12 protein-coding genes are annotated in these 18762 nt (G+C 30.5%); 8 read left to right on the forward strand and 4 right to left on the reverse strand.

Annotation, left to right across the window (positions count from 1 at the left end; genetic code table 11):
- The first annotated feature begins 12 nt into the window (after positions 1–12).
- On the forward strand, positions 13–1818 hold the full coding sequence (gene uvrC, locus MED152_RS09455) for an excinuclease ABC subunit UvrC (RefSeq protein WP_015481646.1): 1806 nt from the start codon (positions 13–15) through the stop codon (positions 1816–1818).
- A complete protein-coding gene (locus tag MED152_RS09460) occupies positions 1808–4003 on the forward strand; it encodes a patatin-like phospholipase family protein (RefSeq protein WP_015481647.1) in 2196 nt (731 codons plus the stop codon). The genes uvrC and MED152_RS09460 overlap by 11 nt, the downstream gene beginning before the upstream one ends.
- A gap of 3 nt (positions 4004–4006) precedes the next feature.
- Here the strand turns inward: MED152_RS09460 and MED152_RS09465 are convergent, their stop codons facing one another.
- On the reverse strand, positions 4007–6253 hold the full coding sequence (locus MED152_RS09465; RefSeq protein WP_015481648.1) for an inorganic phosphate transporter: 2247 nt from the start codon (positions 6251–6253) through the stop codon (positions 4007–4009).
- 270 nt (positions 6254–6523) lie between these two features.
- Between MED152_RS09465 and MED152_RS09470 the strand changes: the two genes are divergently transcribed.
- The gene (locus MED152_RS09470; RefSeq protein WP_015481649.1) at positions 6524–9328 is read left to right on the forward strand and encodes a TonB-dependent receptor; all 2805 of its coding nucleotides are present in this window, start codon (positions 6524–6526) and stop codon (positions 9326–9328) included.
- 57 nt (positions 9329–9385) lie between these two features.
- Positions 9386–10594, forward strand: coding sequence for a hypothetical protein (locus MED152_RS09475; RefSeq protein WP_041383968.1), 1209 nt, complete (start codon positions 9386–9388; stop codon positions 10592–10594).
- Between the two features lie 65 nt (positions 10595–10659).
- Here MED152_RS09475 and MED152_RS09480 read toward each other — a convergent pair whose 3' ends face one another.
- Positions 10660–11097 carry a cation transporter gene (locus MED152_RS09480; RefSeq protein ID WP_015481651.1) on the reverse strand — a complete coding sequence of 146 codons (438 nt, stop codon included), beginning with the start codon at positions 11095–11097 and terminating at the stop codon, positions 10660–10662.
- Between the two features lie 94 nt (positions 11098–11191).
- On the opposite strand from MED152_RS09480, the gene MED152_RS09485 reads away from it, so the two are divergent.
- Positions 11192–12064 carry a DMT family transporter gene (locus MED152_RS09485; protein WP_015481652.1) on the forward strand — a complete coding sequence of 291 codons (873 nt, stop codon included), beginning with the start codon at positions 11192–11194 and terminating at the stop codon, positions 12062–12064.
- A gap of 53 nt (positions 12065–12117) precedes the next feature.
- Here MED152_RS09485 and MED152_RS09490 read toward each other — a convergent pair whose 3' ends face one another.
- Positions 12118–14166, reverse strand: a complete 2049-nt coding sequence (locus MED152_RS09490; protein WP_015481653.1) for a pitrilysin family protein — start codon at positions 14164–14166, stop codon at positions 12118–12120.
- 36 nt (positions 14167–14202) lie between these two features.
- Positions 14203–15516: a pitrilysin family protein gene (locus tag MED152_RS09495; protein ID WP_015481654.1), complete on the reverse strand. Its 1314-nt coding sequence runs from the start codon at positions 15514–15516 to the stop codon at positions 14203–14205.
- A 255-nt stretch (positions 15517–15771) separates the two neighbouring features.
- Between MED152_RS09495 and rplU the strand changes: the two genes are divergently transcribed.
- The 3 genes from rplU to MED152_RS09510 all read left to right on the forward strand — a co-directional run bounded on the left by rplU (position 15772) and on the right by MED152_RS09510 (position 18759).
- Entirely contained in the window at positions 15772–16437 is a 666-nt protein-coding gene (gene rplU, locus MED152_RS09500) for a 50S ribosomal protein L21 (RefSeq protein ID WP_015481655.1), read from the forward strand.
- 38 nt (positions 16438–16475) lie between these two features.
- Entirely contained in the window at positions 16476–16736 is a 261-nt protein-coding gene (gene rpmA, locus MED152_RS09505; protein WP_015481656.1) for a 50S ribosomal protein L27, read from the forward strand.
- A gap of 115 nt (positions 16737–16851) precedes the next feature.
- Complete coding sequence (locus tag MED152_RS09510; protein ID WP_015481657.1) at positions 16852–18759, forward strand: sensor histidine kinase; 1908 nt, start codon at positions 16852–16854, stop codon at positions 18757–18759.
- The last annotated feature ends 3 nt before the right edge of the window (positions 18760–18762 follow it).

The raw sequence follows: 18762 nt of genomic DNA on the forward strand, positions 1-18762 counted from the left end.
TTATTTTTGTGTATGAATACTTCTTTAGAGCTTCAAATAAAAACACTGCCTTCTTCACCAGGAGTTTATCAATATTTTGATAAAGAAGAAAAACTGATTTACGTTGGTAAAGCAAAAAATTTAAAGAAACGAGTATCTTCTTATTTTACAAAAACACACGATAGTGGAAAAACTAGAGTGCTTGTAAAAAACATTAATACAGTAAAACATATTGTAGTTAATACAGAAACAGATGCACTTTTATTAGAAAATAATCTAATTAAAAAATACAAACCAAAGTATAATGTACTTTTAAAAGATGATAAAACTTACCCTTGGATTTGTATTAAAAAAGAACGTTTTCCTAGAGTTTTTATGACCAGAAGAGTTATTAAAGATGGTTCAGAATATTATGGTCCATACACTTCTGTTAGAACAATTAAAGCACTATTAGAATTAATAAAAGAACTCTACACACTTAGAACGTGTAAATACGATTTAAGCAGAGAAAAAATAAATACAGGCAAATACAAAGTTTGTTTAGAATATCATTTAGGCAATTGTTTGGGGCCTTGTGAAGCTTTAGAAACTGAAGCCCATTATAATAATTCCATTAAAGAAATTCGAAATATTATTAAAGGTAATTTTAAAGAAAGTTTAGAAAGACTAAATACTTTGATGATGGGTTTTGCAGAAAAAATGGAGTTCGAAAAAGCCCAAAGAATTAAAGAAAAATTAGATAGGTTAAGCAATTACCAGGCAAAAAGTACCATAGTAAATCCTACTATAAATAATGTAGATGTTTTTTCGATTATTTCAGATAAAACACATGGTTATGCTAATTTTATTAAAATATCTAATGGCTCTATTATACAGTCTCACACTACAGAAATTAAGAAAAAATTAGAAGAGTCAGACAAGGAATTGTTAGAACTGTTTATTTTCGAAATTAGACAAAGGTACAACTCAACATCACCAGAAATTTATGTTCCATTTCAAGTAAATATTGGTGAGAATGTAAAGGTTACTATACCAAAAGTAGGAGATAAAAAACGCATTGTAGAACTTTCAGAAAGAAATGCCAAATACTATAAATTAGAGCAATTAAAGCAAATTAAAATTGTAGATCCTGATAGGCATGTAAAAAGAATTATGGCTCAAATGAAGGCAGATTTGCGCTTAAAAGAAGAGCCAAGGCATATAGAGTGTTTTGATAACTCTAACATACAAGGTACAAACCCTGTTGCAGCTTGTGTTGTTTTTAGAGATGGTAAACCTAGCAAAAAGGAGTACAGACATTATAATATAAAAACAGTAGTTGGCCCAGATGATTTTGCATCTATGGAAGAGGTTGTTTTTAGAAGATACAAAAGGTTGCTTTCGGAAGGTGAATCTTTGCCTCAACTAATTATTATTGATGGTGGTAAAGGTCAATTATCATCTGCAGTTAAAAGTTTAGAAATTTTAGGCTTAAGAGGTAAAATTGCCATTATTGGTATTGCAAAACGTTTGGAGGAAATCTATTATCCAGATGACCCAATACCTTTGTATTTAGATAAAAAATCTGAAACCTTAAAAATCACACAGTTTTTAAGAAATGAAGCACATAGATTTGGTATTACCTTTCATAGAAACAAACGTAGTAAAAGCGCTATACAAAGTGAGTTAGAAAGTATACCAGATGTTGGTAAACAGACTATTACAACTTTATTACGTAAATTTAAGTCCGCAAAACGTGTAAAAGAAGCCAGTTTAGATGAGTTAAAAGCGGTTATTGGTAATGCAAGAGCATTAAAAGTGTACAATTTTTATCATTCAAAAAAAGAAAATGAAAAATAAACTGTTTCTAATTTTTTTACTTCCTTGGTTTGTTTTTGCACAACAAAATCAGCCTAAAGTAGGATTGGTTTTAAGCGGAGGTGGAGCAAAAGGGTTTTCACATATTGGCGTTTTAAAAGAAATAGACAAAGCTGGCATTCATTTAGATTATATTGCTGGTACAAGTATGGGTGCTATTATTGGTGGCTTGTATGCTGCTGGGTATTCTGCTGCTCAAATAGAAGATATTGTTGTAAACACAGATTTTATGACATTATTGAGAGATAAAATTCCTAGAAGCTCAGAAACCTTTTTCGAAAAAGAATATGGAGAAAAAACCGTAATTACATTACCTGTAAATAAAGGTAAAATCGGTTTTCCAAGAGGAATTTCTAAAGGTCAAAACGTTTTAAATTTACTCTTAGAATTGTTCGATTCTTTAGATGGCAACCAAGATTTTTCAAAATTACCTACGCCTTTCTTTTGTATTGCTACAGATGTAGAAAATGGGAATCCTGTTATTCTAGAAAGCGGTTCGTTACCAATTGCATTAAGAGCAAGTGGTTCTTTTCCTTCGTTATTAAATCCTGTAGAAGTTGGAGATAAACTTTTGGTTGATGGTGGTATTGCCAATAATTTTCCTGTAAGTATTATGAAAGACAAGGGAATAGATATTGTAATTGGTGTAGATGTAGAAGGGAAGCTGTTTGAAAAAGATAAAATAAATTCGGTTGTTGCGCTTTTAAATCAAATTGTTAGCTATCAAATGTATAACAAGTCTGATGAAGAAATTAAAAAGCTAGATGTATACATTCATCCAGAAATTTATGAATACTCTGTTGTAGATTTTGAAAGAAAAGAAGAAATCTTAGAAAAAGGAGAAATTGCAGCAAAGAAATACACAAAAGTATTTAAAGAAATTGCAGCAAAACAAACTGTAAAAAAGAAAAGACCCGAAATTAAAATGCATACTGAAAAAATGTTAATTTCAGACATTGCATTAAAGGGAAACAACAATTATACAAGATCTTTCGTACTTGGTAAATTGAATATTTTAGAAGGCGATAGTTTGTCTAGACAAGATATTACAAAAAGAATTTACTTGCTTTCAGCTACTAGAAATTATAATAAAATTGAGTATAATTTCATAAAAAAAGTGGATGGTTCTTACCTATTAAATTTCAATTTAACAGAATCTAATGAACGTGCAAACTTGAAATTGGGTGTTCATTATGATTTTTTATACAAATCTGGAGTTTTAGCAAATTACAATCATAAACGCCTTTTTGGAAAGAATGACATGCTTGCTGTTAACCTTATTTTAGGAGATAATTTAAGGTATGATTTAAACTATTTTGTAGATAATGGTTTTTACATTAGTTACGGACTTAGATCTAGGTATGACCATTTTAGAGCGAACTCAAAATTCAATTTGGCTATAGCAAATGATAATGATGTAAATAGTTTAAATATAAAATATACAGATATTACTAATCAGCTCTATTTACAAACCACTTTTGATAGAAAATTTGCAATTGGCATTGGTTTAGAGCACAAATATATTAAGGCAAGTACAGAAACGATTACTTCAAATGCTGGGGAAACCATTATAGATAACAGCGAGTATTTAAATTCTTATGGGTATATTAAACTAGATACATATGATCAGCAATACTTTGTTACAAAAGGATTTTTTGCAGATTTAGGAGCAAGATGGTTTATGAACTCTACAAATCATAACAAAGATTTTAAACCTTTTTTACAAACACAAGGAACCTTGGGTTTTGCAACTACTTTTTTCGATAAATTAACTTTTCAATTAACCAATGAAGCTGGCTTTACATTTAATAATCCAGAGTCTGATATTTTCGATTTTTATTTAGGTGGATATAATCAAAACTATATTAATAATTTTTCACGCTTTTATGGTTACGATTTTGCAAATCTTACAGATGATTCTTATGTAAAATCAGAATTAAACTTAAGGTATCGTTTTGCAGATAGGCATTATGCAACTTTTATTGCAAACTATGCAAGGCTAGACTCTAATGTGTTTAAAGACATAGATTTGTTTAGAGACATAAAATCTGGTTATGCAGCAGGTTATAGCTACAATAGCGTTATTGGGCCAATAGAACTCAAGTACGCTTGGTCTCCAGACACAAAACAAAATTTCTGGTTATTTAATTTAGGATTTTGGTTCTAAGAATTACACTTTAGTACTTAAATAAAACTCTTCGTAAGTTTCAAGTAAGTTCATAAGCGCTTTCATTAAATCTTTTGTTTCTAAAAGAATACTAAAGTAAAGTGTTGTGTTTTTAGGACTTGTTTCGTCTGTTCTAATTCTGGCAACTTGCTTTTCTATAGATAAAGAAACATTACTTAATAACTCTCTTTTTTGAATTAATAACGGATTTAAATCATCGAAATTACGCTCGTTAAAAATAGTAGAAATGATACCTAAAATGGTACTCAATTCATTATTAATAAGCTTTAAATCTTTAATTTGACCTTTCTTTAAATTCTTGTGGTTGTTATTAACATGCTTAAAACTTGCTCTAGAAATATAACTTATAGATTGTGCTGAATCTTGTAAATATCCTAAAACTGAAATATAGAATTTACTCGCTTGCACAGATGTTTCATCTAACGATTTAATGAAATAGAAAACATTGTCTTTTAAATCATCAATTTCATCATTTAACTTTTCTACGTGCTTATCTGTTTTTCTAAGTTTGTTTAAATCGTGATTTGCCAAATCATTTACAACATGTGTATACAATTTTTCAATTCTGGTGGCAACTTCAGAAACGTGTCCAGAACTTTCATCAATAACACCATTAATAGTAATTAATTCAGATCTTTCTATATATGTTTTTCTCTTTATTTCTTGCGCTTTTTTTCTATGCGCTATAGAATTCTTAGTAATTAAAGCAGCTACAACTACCAATAAAATTGGAATGAAAATAATATGTAAATGAATTAAATAAGCAACAATACCTGCAGCTACAAATGCCACTAAAGCAGTTAAAAACCAACCACCAATTACATTTAAAACCCCAGCAACTCTATATACTGCACTTTCACGACCCCAAGCTCTATCTGCTAGAGAAGTACCCATGGCTACCATAAATGTTACATAAGTGGTAGATAAAGGTAGTTTCATAGAAGTTGCTATAGAAATTAAAACACTAGCCATAACTAAGTTTACAGATGCTCTTACTAAATCAAAAGCAGGCATTTCTATAGTTTTATCATTTGGCAATTTTACGCTTGGTTTTTCAAATTTTGAGTTTATAAATGTTCTTGTTTTTTCAGGAAGCACATAATTAATACCCACATTTACAAACATGGCAAAACGCACAACTACTCTAGAAACGTTATTAGGTTGAAATTTTTCATGACCTTCACCTTGTCTAGATAAGTTAATACCTGTTTCAATTACAGATTTTGCTTTAGAAGATGTCCATAATGTAATAACCATAATTAAACCAGCAAGTAGTAATAACCACACATTAGATTTTACTTTCGCTGCTAAACTTGCCATAGAAAAGGTTTCTGCACTTACGCCAGAAACACTCCAGGTTTCATAAGAATTTAAAGCTGCAATTGGCACTCCAATAAAGTTTACTAAATCATTTCCTGCAAAGGCCATAGCTAGAGAAAATGTACCTATACCTATAATTAAAACAAGAATATTTAATTTAAAAATTTTGGTTAGTAGGTAGGATAGAGCCGTCCAAAGTACAAAGCTAATAGCAATAATGCTTATGGTATTACCCTCCATTACATGAGCAATGTTTTCGTAAAAATCTGTACCCTTTAAACCTTTAATTATAATAAAATAGGTAATTGCAGTAATTGCAAAACCACCAAATAAAGAATTAATATAGGTAGGTCTGCTAGCAAAGTTAAAAGAGTATATAAGTCTAGAGAAATATTGTACAATAGCACCAACACTAAACGCAACTACAACAGAAAGTAGAATACCTAATATTATATCAGTAGCTGTGTCGTAATTAATGTATTTCCAAATAGAGGCTATTCCTTCAGCATCATTTTGTGATATTTTAATAAAAGCAATAACTACAGCAGAACCAAGCAATTCAAATACAATAGAAACTGTAGTAGAAGTTGGCATACCTAAAGAGTTAAAAAGGTCTAAGAGCAGAATGTCTGTAATCATAACTGCCATAAAAATGAACATCACATCTTGAAAAACAAACATACTTGGGTTAAAGATTCCTTTTCTGGCAACCTCCATCATTCCGCTAGAAGATACAGCACCAAAGAAAACACCAACACTGGCAATAATCATAATATTTCTTACAGAAATTGCTTTAGAACCAATAGCAGAATTTAAAAAGTTTACAGCATCATTACTAACACCTACAACTAAATCTACAATAGCTAAAGCTGCTAGAGCAACTAGCATTAACACATAAGGATCTCCCATTTTTGGCGATTATTTTTATTTGGCAACAAAGTTAAATACACAGTAAGTTGATAATGTTATCTTAATGTTATGAAATTTATGCCCTATTTACAGAGGTAAATTTATAATTTTTATTTCTAATGCTAAGGTTTTAAGGTGTTTAAAAATTATTTTAAACCAATTTCTTCATTAACATTTGCTTAACAGGTTTTTAACCCAAGCATAATTTACAGCTAACAATCAATTTACAGATGAGGAACTACATTTGCAACGAAAATTTATTTACAAGAAATGAAGAAAATACTATTTATAACTTTATTATGCTTAAGTCAATTTATTAATGCTCAAGAAAAGGGTACATTAAAAGGTTTACTTTCAGATAAAGAATCAAACAATGAGCCTTTGCCATTTGCAAATGTGGTAATTAAAGGTACAACTATAGGTACAACTACAGATTTTGATGGTAAGTATACATTATCTGTCCCTGCAGGTAGTCACATTGTAGTGTTTAGTTTTTTAGGGTATAAATCAATTGAAAAACCATTTACAATTAAAGCAGGAGAAACTGTAACTATAAATCAAATAATGTCTGCTGAAGAAGGTGTTGCTTTAGATGATGTAGTAATTAAAACAACAACTACCAAAGATAATGCTAACGCACTTTTATTAGAGCAGAAAAAAGCCACTGTAATTAAAGAGAGTATAGGTTCTCAAGAATTAGCGAAGCAAGGTGTAAGTGATGCAGCAGGTGCAGTATCAAAAATATCTGGTGTATCTAAGCAAGAAGGTTCTAGTAACGTTTACGTGCGTGGTTTAGGAGATAGATATTTAAATACAACAATGAACGGTTTATCATTACCTTCTAATGATGTAAACAAAAAGAATATCGATTTAAACTTATTTCAATCAGAAGTAATACAAAGCGTTTCTATTAGTAAAGCATATTCACCAGAATTTTATGGAGACTTTGCTGCAGGTAATGTAAACATTGTTTCTAAAGAATATAAAGGTGATGGTTTCTTTGATGTTGCTGTAGGTACAGGAGTAAATACTAGAGCTGCAGGTAAAGACTTTAAGAAAACTAAAGGTACAGGTCATGTAGGTTTCTTTAGAAGATATGAGCACAACCCATTTGCACAGGTTTTATCTCATGGAATTGATCCAGAAAATGGTGGTGAACCAATTAACCTAAACATTGGTTTAAGTGGTGGTAAATCTTTTGATTTTGGAGATGATTCACGTTTAAGCTTATATGTTACAGCATCTTTTCAAAACGGATATGAATATAGAGAAGGGCCAGCAGTAGATTTTACAAATGTATTTAAGGTAAGATACCCAACAGCTCAAGAATACGAGTACACTACAGCTACAACTGTAATGGGTAATGCACTATATAAAATTAATGATGATCATAAAGTAAAATACACTTCAATGTTCTTAAACAGTTCATCAGACCAAGTAGGGTATTTTGGTGTGAATGGTTTAGGTGAAAATAGAGATGCTATTTTAAACACAGACGAAGGCTTTTTTCAATTAAATGTACAATTTAATCAAGATTTAATCTTTGTAAATCAATTAACAGGTGAGCATGACTTTTACAATGCTACAGACGAAGATCCAGAGTTTAAATTAACTTGGGGAATTGGTTTTAACAACGTTTTCTCTCATGAGCCAGACAGAAGAAGAATTAGTTTAGAGAATTATCAATTTTCATTAGATAATGATCCTACAACAAATGCATCTTTCTATAATAACATTGTATTTGACAACCAAAGATACTTTCAAAAAATTATTGATTCTGAATTGAACAGTAGAATTAATTTAGAGCAAGTAGTTTCTGATAATTTTAGCTTAAACTATGGTTTTAATGGAAGAAGAAAAACGCGTAATTTTGAGAATATTAGATATGGTTACGATTTTTTAACTCCAAATGTTGAAATCGCAGATCCAAATAACATAGATTCTGTTATAAATATTGAAAACTTTCGTAATGTTTATAACACAGAAGTATTTAATTCTGTAGATCCTTCAAGATATCCTACTGCTAATTTTCCTGGAAGAAATGAAAATACATATTTTGGTAAATTAAGTGTATTTGGTGCTTCTTTAGGAGGTGTATTACAAGTAGGAGAAAAATTAACAGTTGTTCCTGGTATTCGTTTAGAGTCTTTTGAGCAGTTTATATCATATGATGTAATTAACATCAATCCAAATGATCCTAAATTTAGAAACGCTAAAGAAACATTTTGGTTACCATCTTTAAACTTAAAATATGCTTTAAATGATGACCAAAACTTACGTTTCACATTTAGTAAAACAGTTTCTGTACCAGAATTTAAAGAAGTAGCGCCATTTGTATATGAAGGTGTAACACAAAGAATTGGTGGTAACCCAGATTTATTAGATAACCCGTCTTTTTCAGATGTATTTAATATTGACTTAAAATACGAATGGTTTATCAATAGAGGAGAAGTATTGTCTTTAAGTGCTTTTGGTAAACAAATTAACGATCCAGTTAACTTAGTTATTGCAAGTGATGCAACAGGTGTACAACGTTATTTTAGAACAGGAGATAAAGCAACTATTTTAGGAGTAGAATTAGAAGCAAGAAAAAACTTAATCACAGACGAAGATGATAATGCTCAACTTACTGCTGGTTTCAACTTTACATATATGCATACTGAGCAAGATTTATATGCCAATGTATCTGGAAGTGCTTTTACTACATCATTCAACAGAGCTACAGATCAGTTACAAGGTGCGTCACCAATCTTGGTAAATGCAAACATAAACTATAGCCCAACAAAATGGGAAAACTACAAACCAACTGCAACATTAGTATTCTCTTATTTTGCTGATAGAATTGATGCATTAGGATCAGGACAGATTGGTAATATCGTAGAAAAATCTGTACCAACCTTAGATTTTGTTTGGAAAAACAATATTGGAGAAAACATAGAAATCAACTTTAGTGCAAGCAATATTTTAGATCCAAGAATAGAAAGAGTAAGAGAAGGTACACCTTTAGGAGACATCGTTTTATCTGGATATAATAGAGGTAGTAATATTAGCTTAGGATTCAATTATAAATTTTAATAAAATAAAAAACTAATCACGAATTAATTAAAAATGAATAAATTAAACTTTAGAACAATGAGAAATAAATTTTTATTTGCAATGACAATTGCAGCAGCCTTATTCACGTCTTGTGGAGAAGATGGTACAGCTGATATCGTAATTAACGATAATAGTGTTACAAACAACACAACAAACAATACGAATGGTGGTGGAAACACAGGAAACCAAGGACAAACAATTGAGTTAAATGGTACTTACACTACTAACTTAACTTTAGATGCTGCAAACACGTATACTATTACTGGACCTACAGTTATCGAAGATGGTGCTACTTTAACAATACCTGCAGGTATGGTTATTAAAGCAGCAGCTACTGGTGCAGATGTATATTTAGCAGTAGCTCAAGGAGGTAAAATTATTGCAGAAGGTACTTCTTCTCAGCCAATTATTTTTACTTCTGGTGCAAACACACCTAATTCTGGAGATTGGGGTGGTTTAATTTTATTAGGTAAAGCACCTGTAAATTCAGTAACAGGTAGTGCAACTGCAACATCAGAAATAGGAAACTTACCTTATGGTGGTTCTGAAGCTGATGACAATTCAGGAACTTTACGTTATGTAAGAGTTGAATATTCAGGAGGTAAAGCATCTGGTCAGTCAGAAAACAACGGTTTTTCTTTCTATGGTGTAGGAAATGGAACTATTGTAGAGTACATTCAAATGTTTGAAGGTGCAGATGATGGTATTGAATTTTTCGGAGGTACTGTAAACGTATCTAATTTATCTGTAGTAAACTCTCAAGATGATTCAATTGACTGGACAGAAGGTTACACAGGTACTATTACAGATGCTTATGTTAAGCATGGTGTAAGTCATGATAAAGGTATTGAGGCAGATGGTTACAATACAGATGTAGGTAACAACTCTAACCCAATATACTTCTCTAAGCCAACTGTAACTAACTTAACTATTGTAGGTTTAGGTTCAGGTACTGGTAATGAAGCTATTCGTTTAAGAGCTGGTACTCAAGGTATCTTTTCTAACGTAAAATTAGAAGGTTTTGCTGAAGGATTTGACTTAGATGGAGATTCTGGAGATAACCCAACTGGAGCTGGTGTTTTAAGTGGAGATTTAAATGTAAACTCTGTTATTTTTGTAGACGTTACTGTTAACATGAAAAACGATACAGGAGAAACTTTTACAGAAGCAGATTTCTTAACTGTAGATCCAAATGCTACAGGTACAGATTATGCAACTTGGGGTGCAGGATGGACAAGATCGTAATCACAAATTGATAGATAAAAAAAAGCAGGCTTAAAGCCTGCTTTTTTTATTTTAAGAAATAGGAATTAAGCTTTTTTATCTTTACAACAAGCCATTTTACAATCTTCTTTACATTCCATTTTATTTTCGCTCATTTCGCATTTTTCTTTACAGTCTGCAGTACATTCATGCTTTTTAGCAGAAGGTTCAGATTTGATTGCAGAAGATTCTGAAGCTTTGTATAATTCACCTCCAGCAATACCATCTACAAAAGCAATAAGCTCTTTTTTAGAAGTAGTATTAGCATCAAACTGTATGTTAGCAATACTATCTTTAAAAACTACTTTTGCATCTAAAACACCTTCTTTTTTAGAAAGTTTAGATTGTATTGTTTTTGCACAACCAATTTCGCATGTCATACCAGAAATGGCTAAGGACACGTTTTCTTTTTGCACTTCTTTGGCACACCCTACTAAAATAAAACAAGCAAGTACTATCGTATAAACTATTTTTTGCATTCTCATTAGAAAATATTATTTAATTATTGTACAAATTTATCAATATTTAAATAGGTTTTTAAATAATTGTTCCACTTTTGCAAAAACTTTAACCAAGCTTATGAATAATCAACAACAGAAATGGTTGTATCTTCTTTTATTATCATTTGTTTGGGGAAGCTCCTTTATATTAATGAAGAAGGCTTTAATAGATTTAACGCCTGTTCAAGTAGGGGCTTTACGCATGTTAGTTGCTGGAGTTGTTTTATTGGCTTTTGGCTTTAAAAGTTTAAAACAAATAAAGAGAAAACACTACAAGTATATTTTTTATACAGCCTTGTTGGGTACATTTTTTCCTGTGTTTTTATTTGCTTTTGCAGTAAATGGTATAGATAGTTCTATAGCTTCTATTCTTAATTCATTAACCCCTTTTAATACATTTATTTTTGGAGTTTTAGCTTTTGGATTAAAATTTAAAAAAGAACAATTAGTAGGTATAGTTATAGGTTTAGTAGGTACAGTTGTACTTATTGTTAAAGGCGCAGATCTAAATCCGAATCAAAATTATTGGTTTACGTTATTAGTGGTAATAGCCTCTATAGGTTACGCTTTAAATGTAAATTTGGTTAAGAAATACCTAAGTGATGTAAGTGCTCTAAGTATTGTTACAGGTAATTTTTTATTATTAGTGATTCCTGCTTTAATAGTGCTTTATTTTTCTGATTTTTTTCAAACCATAGAGTTTACAGAATCTAAAACTAGTGCTTTAGGTTATGTGGCTGTTTTGGCTATTTTTGGAACAGGAATTGCCAAGGTTTTTTACAATAAAATGGTGCATTTGGCTTCGCCTATATTTGCATCGTCAGTTACTTATTTAATACCTATAGTTGCTGTTTTTTGGGGCATTTTAGATGGGGAAGAATTGAGCTTAATTCAATTATTAGCAGGTTTAATAATTTTGCTTGGAGTGTATTTATTGAATAGATCAAAATAAAAAAGAGCCAAAGTGTAACACTTTGACTCTTTTAACTAATATTTTAAAAAGACTTATTCAAAATCAGCGTCTGTAACACCTTCATTTACTTTAATCTCTTTAACTTCAAAGTTTAAATCCATTGGTCCTGTTTTAATACCAACTGAATATGGAAATAAAACTCCGTTTACGGCTTTGTAGTTTCCAAACGTAGTTGGCACTTTTACCTCTTTACCATCTGGAGTTTTAGCTGTTTTTACTTCTTTGGCTTTTAATCCAGTTTTCATGTCATAAAAAACCTCAGTATTATTAAACTTAACTACATAGTAGTTTACGCCATCTATTGGCTCAATTCTGTCTAAAGTACCTTTTTTGTAAGCCATATCAGAAAATGGTACTAAAGTAGCTTTAGCTTCATCTATTTGTGCTTGTGGCATATCCATTTTTTGACCTCTTGCTGATTGGTAACCAGTTTCACCATTAAAAACAGATTTCTGCATTACATTACCCATTACAGCAATTTCTTGCAATGTTTTATTTGGTGCAGATGATTTCATGGTCATAACTAATGGTGTACCCTGTATAGTTGCATTAGATACAATCATAGTAGTTTTAATAGCTTCTACTTTTTCTTTTCCTCCAATGGCTTCAATATACTTGTCAACTACTGTTTCTGCAGTCATACCAGCAGGAATTGGTAAAGTCATTGGTGGTTTAACAGTTGGGTTACCTTCTTTGTCGAAATATTTAATTACGTAATCTGTTTTTTCTAAATTCTTAAGAACATCAATACCCTTACCTGTAATTACAATTCTTGCTTTGTTACCTGTAAAGTATTTAATTGCAGCATTCTGTACATCATCTAAAGTTACTGCTTTAATATTCTTAATATAGTTTTCATAAAAATCTTCTGGCAAGTTGTAACGCTCAATATTTAATGCAAAGTTAGCTACTGTTCTTGGTTTTTGAACATCCATTACAAAACCTCCAATATATTCTTCTTTAGAGTTTTCTAATTCTTCAGCAGATACTTTTTTGTATCGCATTTTATTAATTTCTTTTTGTAACTCTACAACAGAACTATCTGTTACCATGTTTCTAACACTTGCTGTAGCTCTAAATGTACCTGCATATCTATTTTGTCTTAAACTAGAGTAAGAACCATAGGTATACCCTTTATCTTCTCTTAAGTTCATGAATAAACGAGCAGTACCACCACCACCTAAAATGTTATTTGCTAAAAGAGCTGCATAATAATCATCATCACCTAAAGTTAAATCTACATTATTAATAATTGCAATTTCTGACTGAACTGCATTATCCATATTAATAAAATCAATTTCAGTAGTTTCTACGTTTTTAGCTTCTGGAATTTCGTAAGCAGGGATTTCTCCTTTTTCCCAGCCAGAAAATAAATCTTTAACTAATGTTTTTGTAGCTTTTGGGTCAATATCACCTTCAATTACTAAATATGCATTGTTAGGCTTGTAGTAAGTGTTGTAGTTATTAATTACATCTTGTAACGTAATTTTTTCTACACTTTCTTTTGATGTAAATTCTCCAAAAGGATGATTTCTTCCGTAAGTTAAAACGTTTTCTACTCTTCTTGCAGCAGCAGTAACGCTTTTTTCGTTAGATTTAATTCCATCTAAAGTAATTTGAACTTCCTTGTCAAATTCTTCTTGAGAAAATACAGGATTCTGCATACCATCTGCCATTAAACCTAAAATTTCTGGAAAGTATTTTGTTAAAGATGAACCAAAAGCACCTGAACTAAAAAAGCTAATGTTTGCTCCGTAAAAATCTACTTTTTCGTTAAACTCATCTTTAGAGATAGATTTTGTTCCTCTACCTAATAAGCTTCCCATCATTCCAGAAACACCAGCAATTTCACCCTCTAAATAAGGTTTGTTATCTATAGTTAAGTTTGCAGAAACTCTTGGTAATTTATGGTTTTCTACCATAATTACTTTTAAACCATTGTCTAGTGTAAACTTAATTGGCTTACCTAATTTAACTACAGGATCTGGTCCTGGTTTAGGCATTGTACTTCTATCTATTTGTGCATTAATAGCCACTGTTGTAAGAAATAGCGCTACTAATGATAATATTTTTGTCTTCATAATTTATATCTTATTTTTAAACGAACTTCGATGTTATTATTTTGCTTCTGGTAAATATTCTAAAAGTAATCTTTGATTCGGATTTAGATATTTTTTAGCAACATCTCTAATTTCTTCTCTAGTAATTGATCTGTAAATATCAATCTCTGTATTGATTAAATTAGTGTCTCCATATAAAACATTGTAACGTGCTAAAGAGTTAGCAATACCTTCTACACTTGAGTTAGAATTTACAAAGTTGTTTTCGAACTGATTTTGTAATTTTTGAAAATCTTTCTCAGAAATTAATTCAGTTTGCATTTTTACGATTTCTGCATCTACTTCTGCAATAATATCTTTTAATTCTGTATCACCTTGTGGTAAACCATATAAGATATAAGTACCATAATCTTCTTGACTTAGGTTAATTGCACCAGCTTGTAATGCCATTTTCTTATCATCTACTAACTTTTTGTAAAGAACAGAACTTCTACCAGTACTTAAATAAGAAGAAATCATATCTAAAACTCTAGAGTCTCTAGTTTTCATAGATGGTGTTCTGTAAGCAGCCATAATTGCAGGTATTTGAATATTTGCATCATAGCCTTTAGCAGTCATCTGCTCAGTAATTGGGTCTTCTTTTGGGAAATTTCTAGTAATTTCTTCACCTCTTGGTATAGGTCCAAAATAGTCTTCAATCATTTTCTTTGCAGCATCTTTATCAATATCACCAGCAACCACTAAAGTTGCATTGTTTGGTACATAGAACTTTTTGTTAAATGCTAAAAACTCTTCTAAAGTAGCAGCATCTAAATCTTCCATTTTACCAATAGTTGTTCCTTTATAAGGATGCTTTTTAAAGATGTTTTCTTTTACATATTCTAAGAATTTAGAATAAGGTTGGTTGTCTACACGTAATCTTTTTTCTTCTTTTACAACTTCATTCTGAGTATCTACACCATCTTGACCAATAATTGGGTGTAATAAACGCTCAGACTCCATCCATAAACCTAACTCTAATTTATTAGAAGGAAAGATTTCGTAATAATAAGTTCTGTCATCTGTAGTGTTGGCATTATTTCTACCACCATTAGAAGAAACCATTTTGAACCACTCACCTTTTTTAATGTTTTCTGTTCCTTCAAATAATAGGTGTTCAAAGAAGTGAGCCATACCTGTTCTTCCTGGTTGCTCATCTTTAGCACCTACATGATACATTACAGAAGTTACAACAACAGGTGCTGAAGAGTCTTGATGTAATATTACATGCATTCCATTACTTAAATCATACTCTTCAAATTCTACCTGTTGAGCATTCATAGAAAACGCAACTAATACAGCAGAAGCAAGAGATAAAATACTTTTCTTCATTGATTTTTTTATTTAATTAATAATTTACATTTGTGTTTGACGCTTCATTTTACAGAATGTTACAGAAAATAAAGTTTTTTGTCAGTTACCAAAAATAACAAAGGTTTGCTAGAAAACATAATGAAATTAAAGGATAAATATTTTTTATTTTTAATATTTAGCTTTATTGCTGATTTCTAAAAAATATGTATATTTGCATCCGCATTTTCAGTAAGTTAAGTGCAATAATAAGTATAAATACGCAAAACAAATAGTATGTACGCAATCGTAGAGATAGCAGGGCAGCAGTTTAAAGTAGCAAAAGACCAAAAAGTATACGTTCATCGTTTACAAGGAGAGGAAGGATCAAAAGTAACTTTTGATAATGTTCTTTTACTTGATGATGCTGGAAACGTAACTTTAGGCGCCCCAGCTATAGAAGGAGCATCAGTAACAGCTCAAATTTTAAGTCACTTAAAAGGTGATAAAGTTATCGTTTTCAAAAAGAAAAGAAGAAAAGGATACAGAAAGAAAAATGGACACAGACAGTCTTTTAGCGAGATTCAAATTGAATCTATTGCAGCTTCTGGTACAAAGAAAACTGCTAAGAAAGCAGCTTCTAAGAAAACAGAAACTACTGCAGACGCTCCTAAGAAAGCTGCTCCTAAAAAAGCAACTAAGGCTAAAGCTGACGATTTAAAGAAAATTGAAGGTGCAGGTCCTAAGGCTGCAGAAGCATTAGTAAATGCTGGCTTAGATACATTTGCTAAAGTAGCTAAAACAGATGCTGCTAAATTAAGTGAAATTTTATCTGAAGCTAGTTCAAGATTATCTCATATTGTAACAGATACTTGGCCAAAGCAAGCTGGTTTAGCTGCGGAAGGTAAATGGGATGAATTAAAAGAATTACAAGATAGATTAGATGGTGGTATTGAAAAATAACTAACTAATTTAGCTTTAACTTATAAAAACTCAAGAAAATGGCACATAAAAAAGGTGTAGGTAGTTCGAAGAATGGTAGAGAATCAGAATCGAAACGTCTAGGTGTAAAAATTTTTGGAGGACAAGCTGCAATTGCAGGTAACATTATTGTTCGTCAGAGAGGTACAACTCACAATCCAGGAGAAAACGTTTACATGGGTAAAGATCATACTTTACATGCAAAGGTTGACGGAATTGTTGAATTTCAAAAGAAAAGAGATAACAGATCTTATGTATCTGTAACTCCATTTGAAGCTTAAGAAATTAAGTTCAAAACTAAAAAAGCTCAAACATTAATTTGTTTGAGCTTTTTTTATTGCTTACTTTTCACTCATAAAGGTTTCTCATTCAACTTTATAGAAAAATATTCTAGCTATGAAACAGCTTCTTTTCAGCTTCTTTTTGCTTTTTACAGTTACTTTAAAAGCGCAATTGGCAACAGATTTTCAAAAGATTGAAAATTTTATCATCGAAGAAAAATTAGATTCAGCCGTTTTTTACCTAAACAAATTAAAAGATGGTAAAGACAAGGTATTTTTAAAGAAAATGATTCTTAAAGATGAAATTTCTTATAAAGATTATTATCAATTTATTTCAAACCTAGCAAAAAGAGAAAATTTAGATTTTATTGCTGTTGCTAATTATATCAACAAAGAAGTTAAAACGCCTAAAATTAGTAAGGGTTTAAACAGAGATTTTTTTAATATTAAGTGGGTTTTAATAAGCAAACTTAGAAATGAAATCCATTTAGAAGAAGCAAATCAAGAGCAACTTAAATTAGAAAGCTATATATCAAAATTTAAGGATGCAAGTGATAATTACTTATGGGCAAGTACTAAAATACAAACACACCCTCTTGTAATTCATCTTATAGAAAAGAATATAACAGAAGGTAAAGAGTTAATTAGGAAAGGTGTAGCAATTGCAAAAGAGTTAGAAGATGTAGAATTAGAAATTACCTTCTTGAGCCATTCAAAAGGATTTTTAATTTATGAAAATAAACTAGAGGAATATATTGCTACTTGTGAATATATTCTAGAGTTAGAAAAACAGTTAGAGGAAAAAACTAGTTATTATTATGGTACCATTACAGATTTAGTAAATGCCTATATTTATAAAGGTGAAGACGATGAAAAGGTTTTAAAACTGATAGATGAATTGTACAATTCGTATTCTAAACTCTATTCTTATATGCTTTATGCACAACTTATGTCTACAGCAAAAGAAAAGCCAGAAATTAAAAATCTAATTCTAACAAAATTTAACACTTCTAATGTTTTAGAACTTGTAAAAAAGTTTGATGAGTTGGGTAAAGACCTAAATTTAAACGAATATTATCATCTTATAAATAAAAGTTCTGATGCTTTAGCAGAACACGATTATTTTGAGGAAGCTTTACAATACAAACACAAGGCACTTCAAATTACTAGAGATATTTATTCTGAAGACCTTACAAGATCGCTTACAAAATATAAAAACCAAGAAGCTTTAAAAATTAAAGAGGAAGAAATTGGTTTAGAAAAAGAACAAAGGCAATTGTATTTTATTATTGCATTGCTTTGTTTTGCATTGCTTATCATCACTTTTGTAGTGCTTAGAAAAATTAAAGATCAATCAAATGAATTAGCACGTAAGAATAAGTTAATTGAAATATCATTAGAGGAAAAAGAGACGCTAATTAAGGAGATGCATCATAGGGTTAAAAATAATTTTCAAATTATAAATAGCTTGTTAGATCTTCAAACGGATGAAATAAAAGATATAAAAGCGCTGCAAATATTAGAGAAAGGACGCAATAGAATTAAATCTATGTCTTTAATTCATCAAAAATTATTCAGAAGTAAATCTGGTTTAATCAACTTTAATGAATTTGTAGATTTGTTGGTGAAAGAACTTTCTTACCTGTATAAGTTGGAAGATAATTTAGATGTTACTGCAAATATTAAAGACATATTTTTTGATATTGATACAGCCATACCTTTAGCATTGGTGTTGAATGAAATTATAACCAATTCTTTTAAGTATGCGTTTGAAACAGAGAAAAATAATAAATTAGAAATTACTTTAGATAAGCAAGACAGTCAAGATTACTTATTAACGATAAAAGACAATGGTTCTGGTTTTACAAAAGATTTTGAAATTGAACAAACAACAAGTTCTGGTCTAAAATTGGTAAAAAGATTAGTTAGGCAATTGCATGGTAAGTTGACTATTATAAATAACGAAGGTGTTACTTTTGAAATTGAGTTTCAAGATACAGCAACTAGAAAAGAGATAAACTAAATT

This window comes from Polaribacter sp. MED152 (assembly GCF_000152945.2).
GTDB lineage: Bacteria > Bacteroidota > Bacteroidia > Flavobacteriales > Flavobacteriaceae > Polaribacter.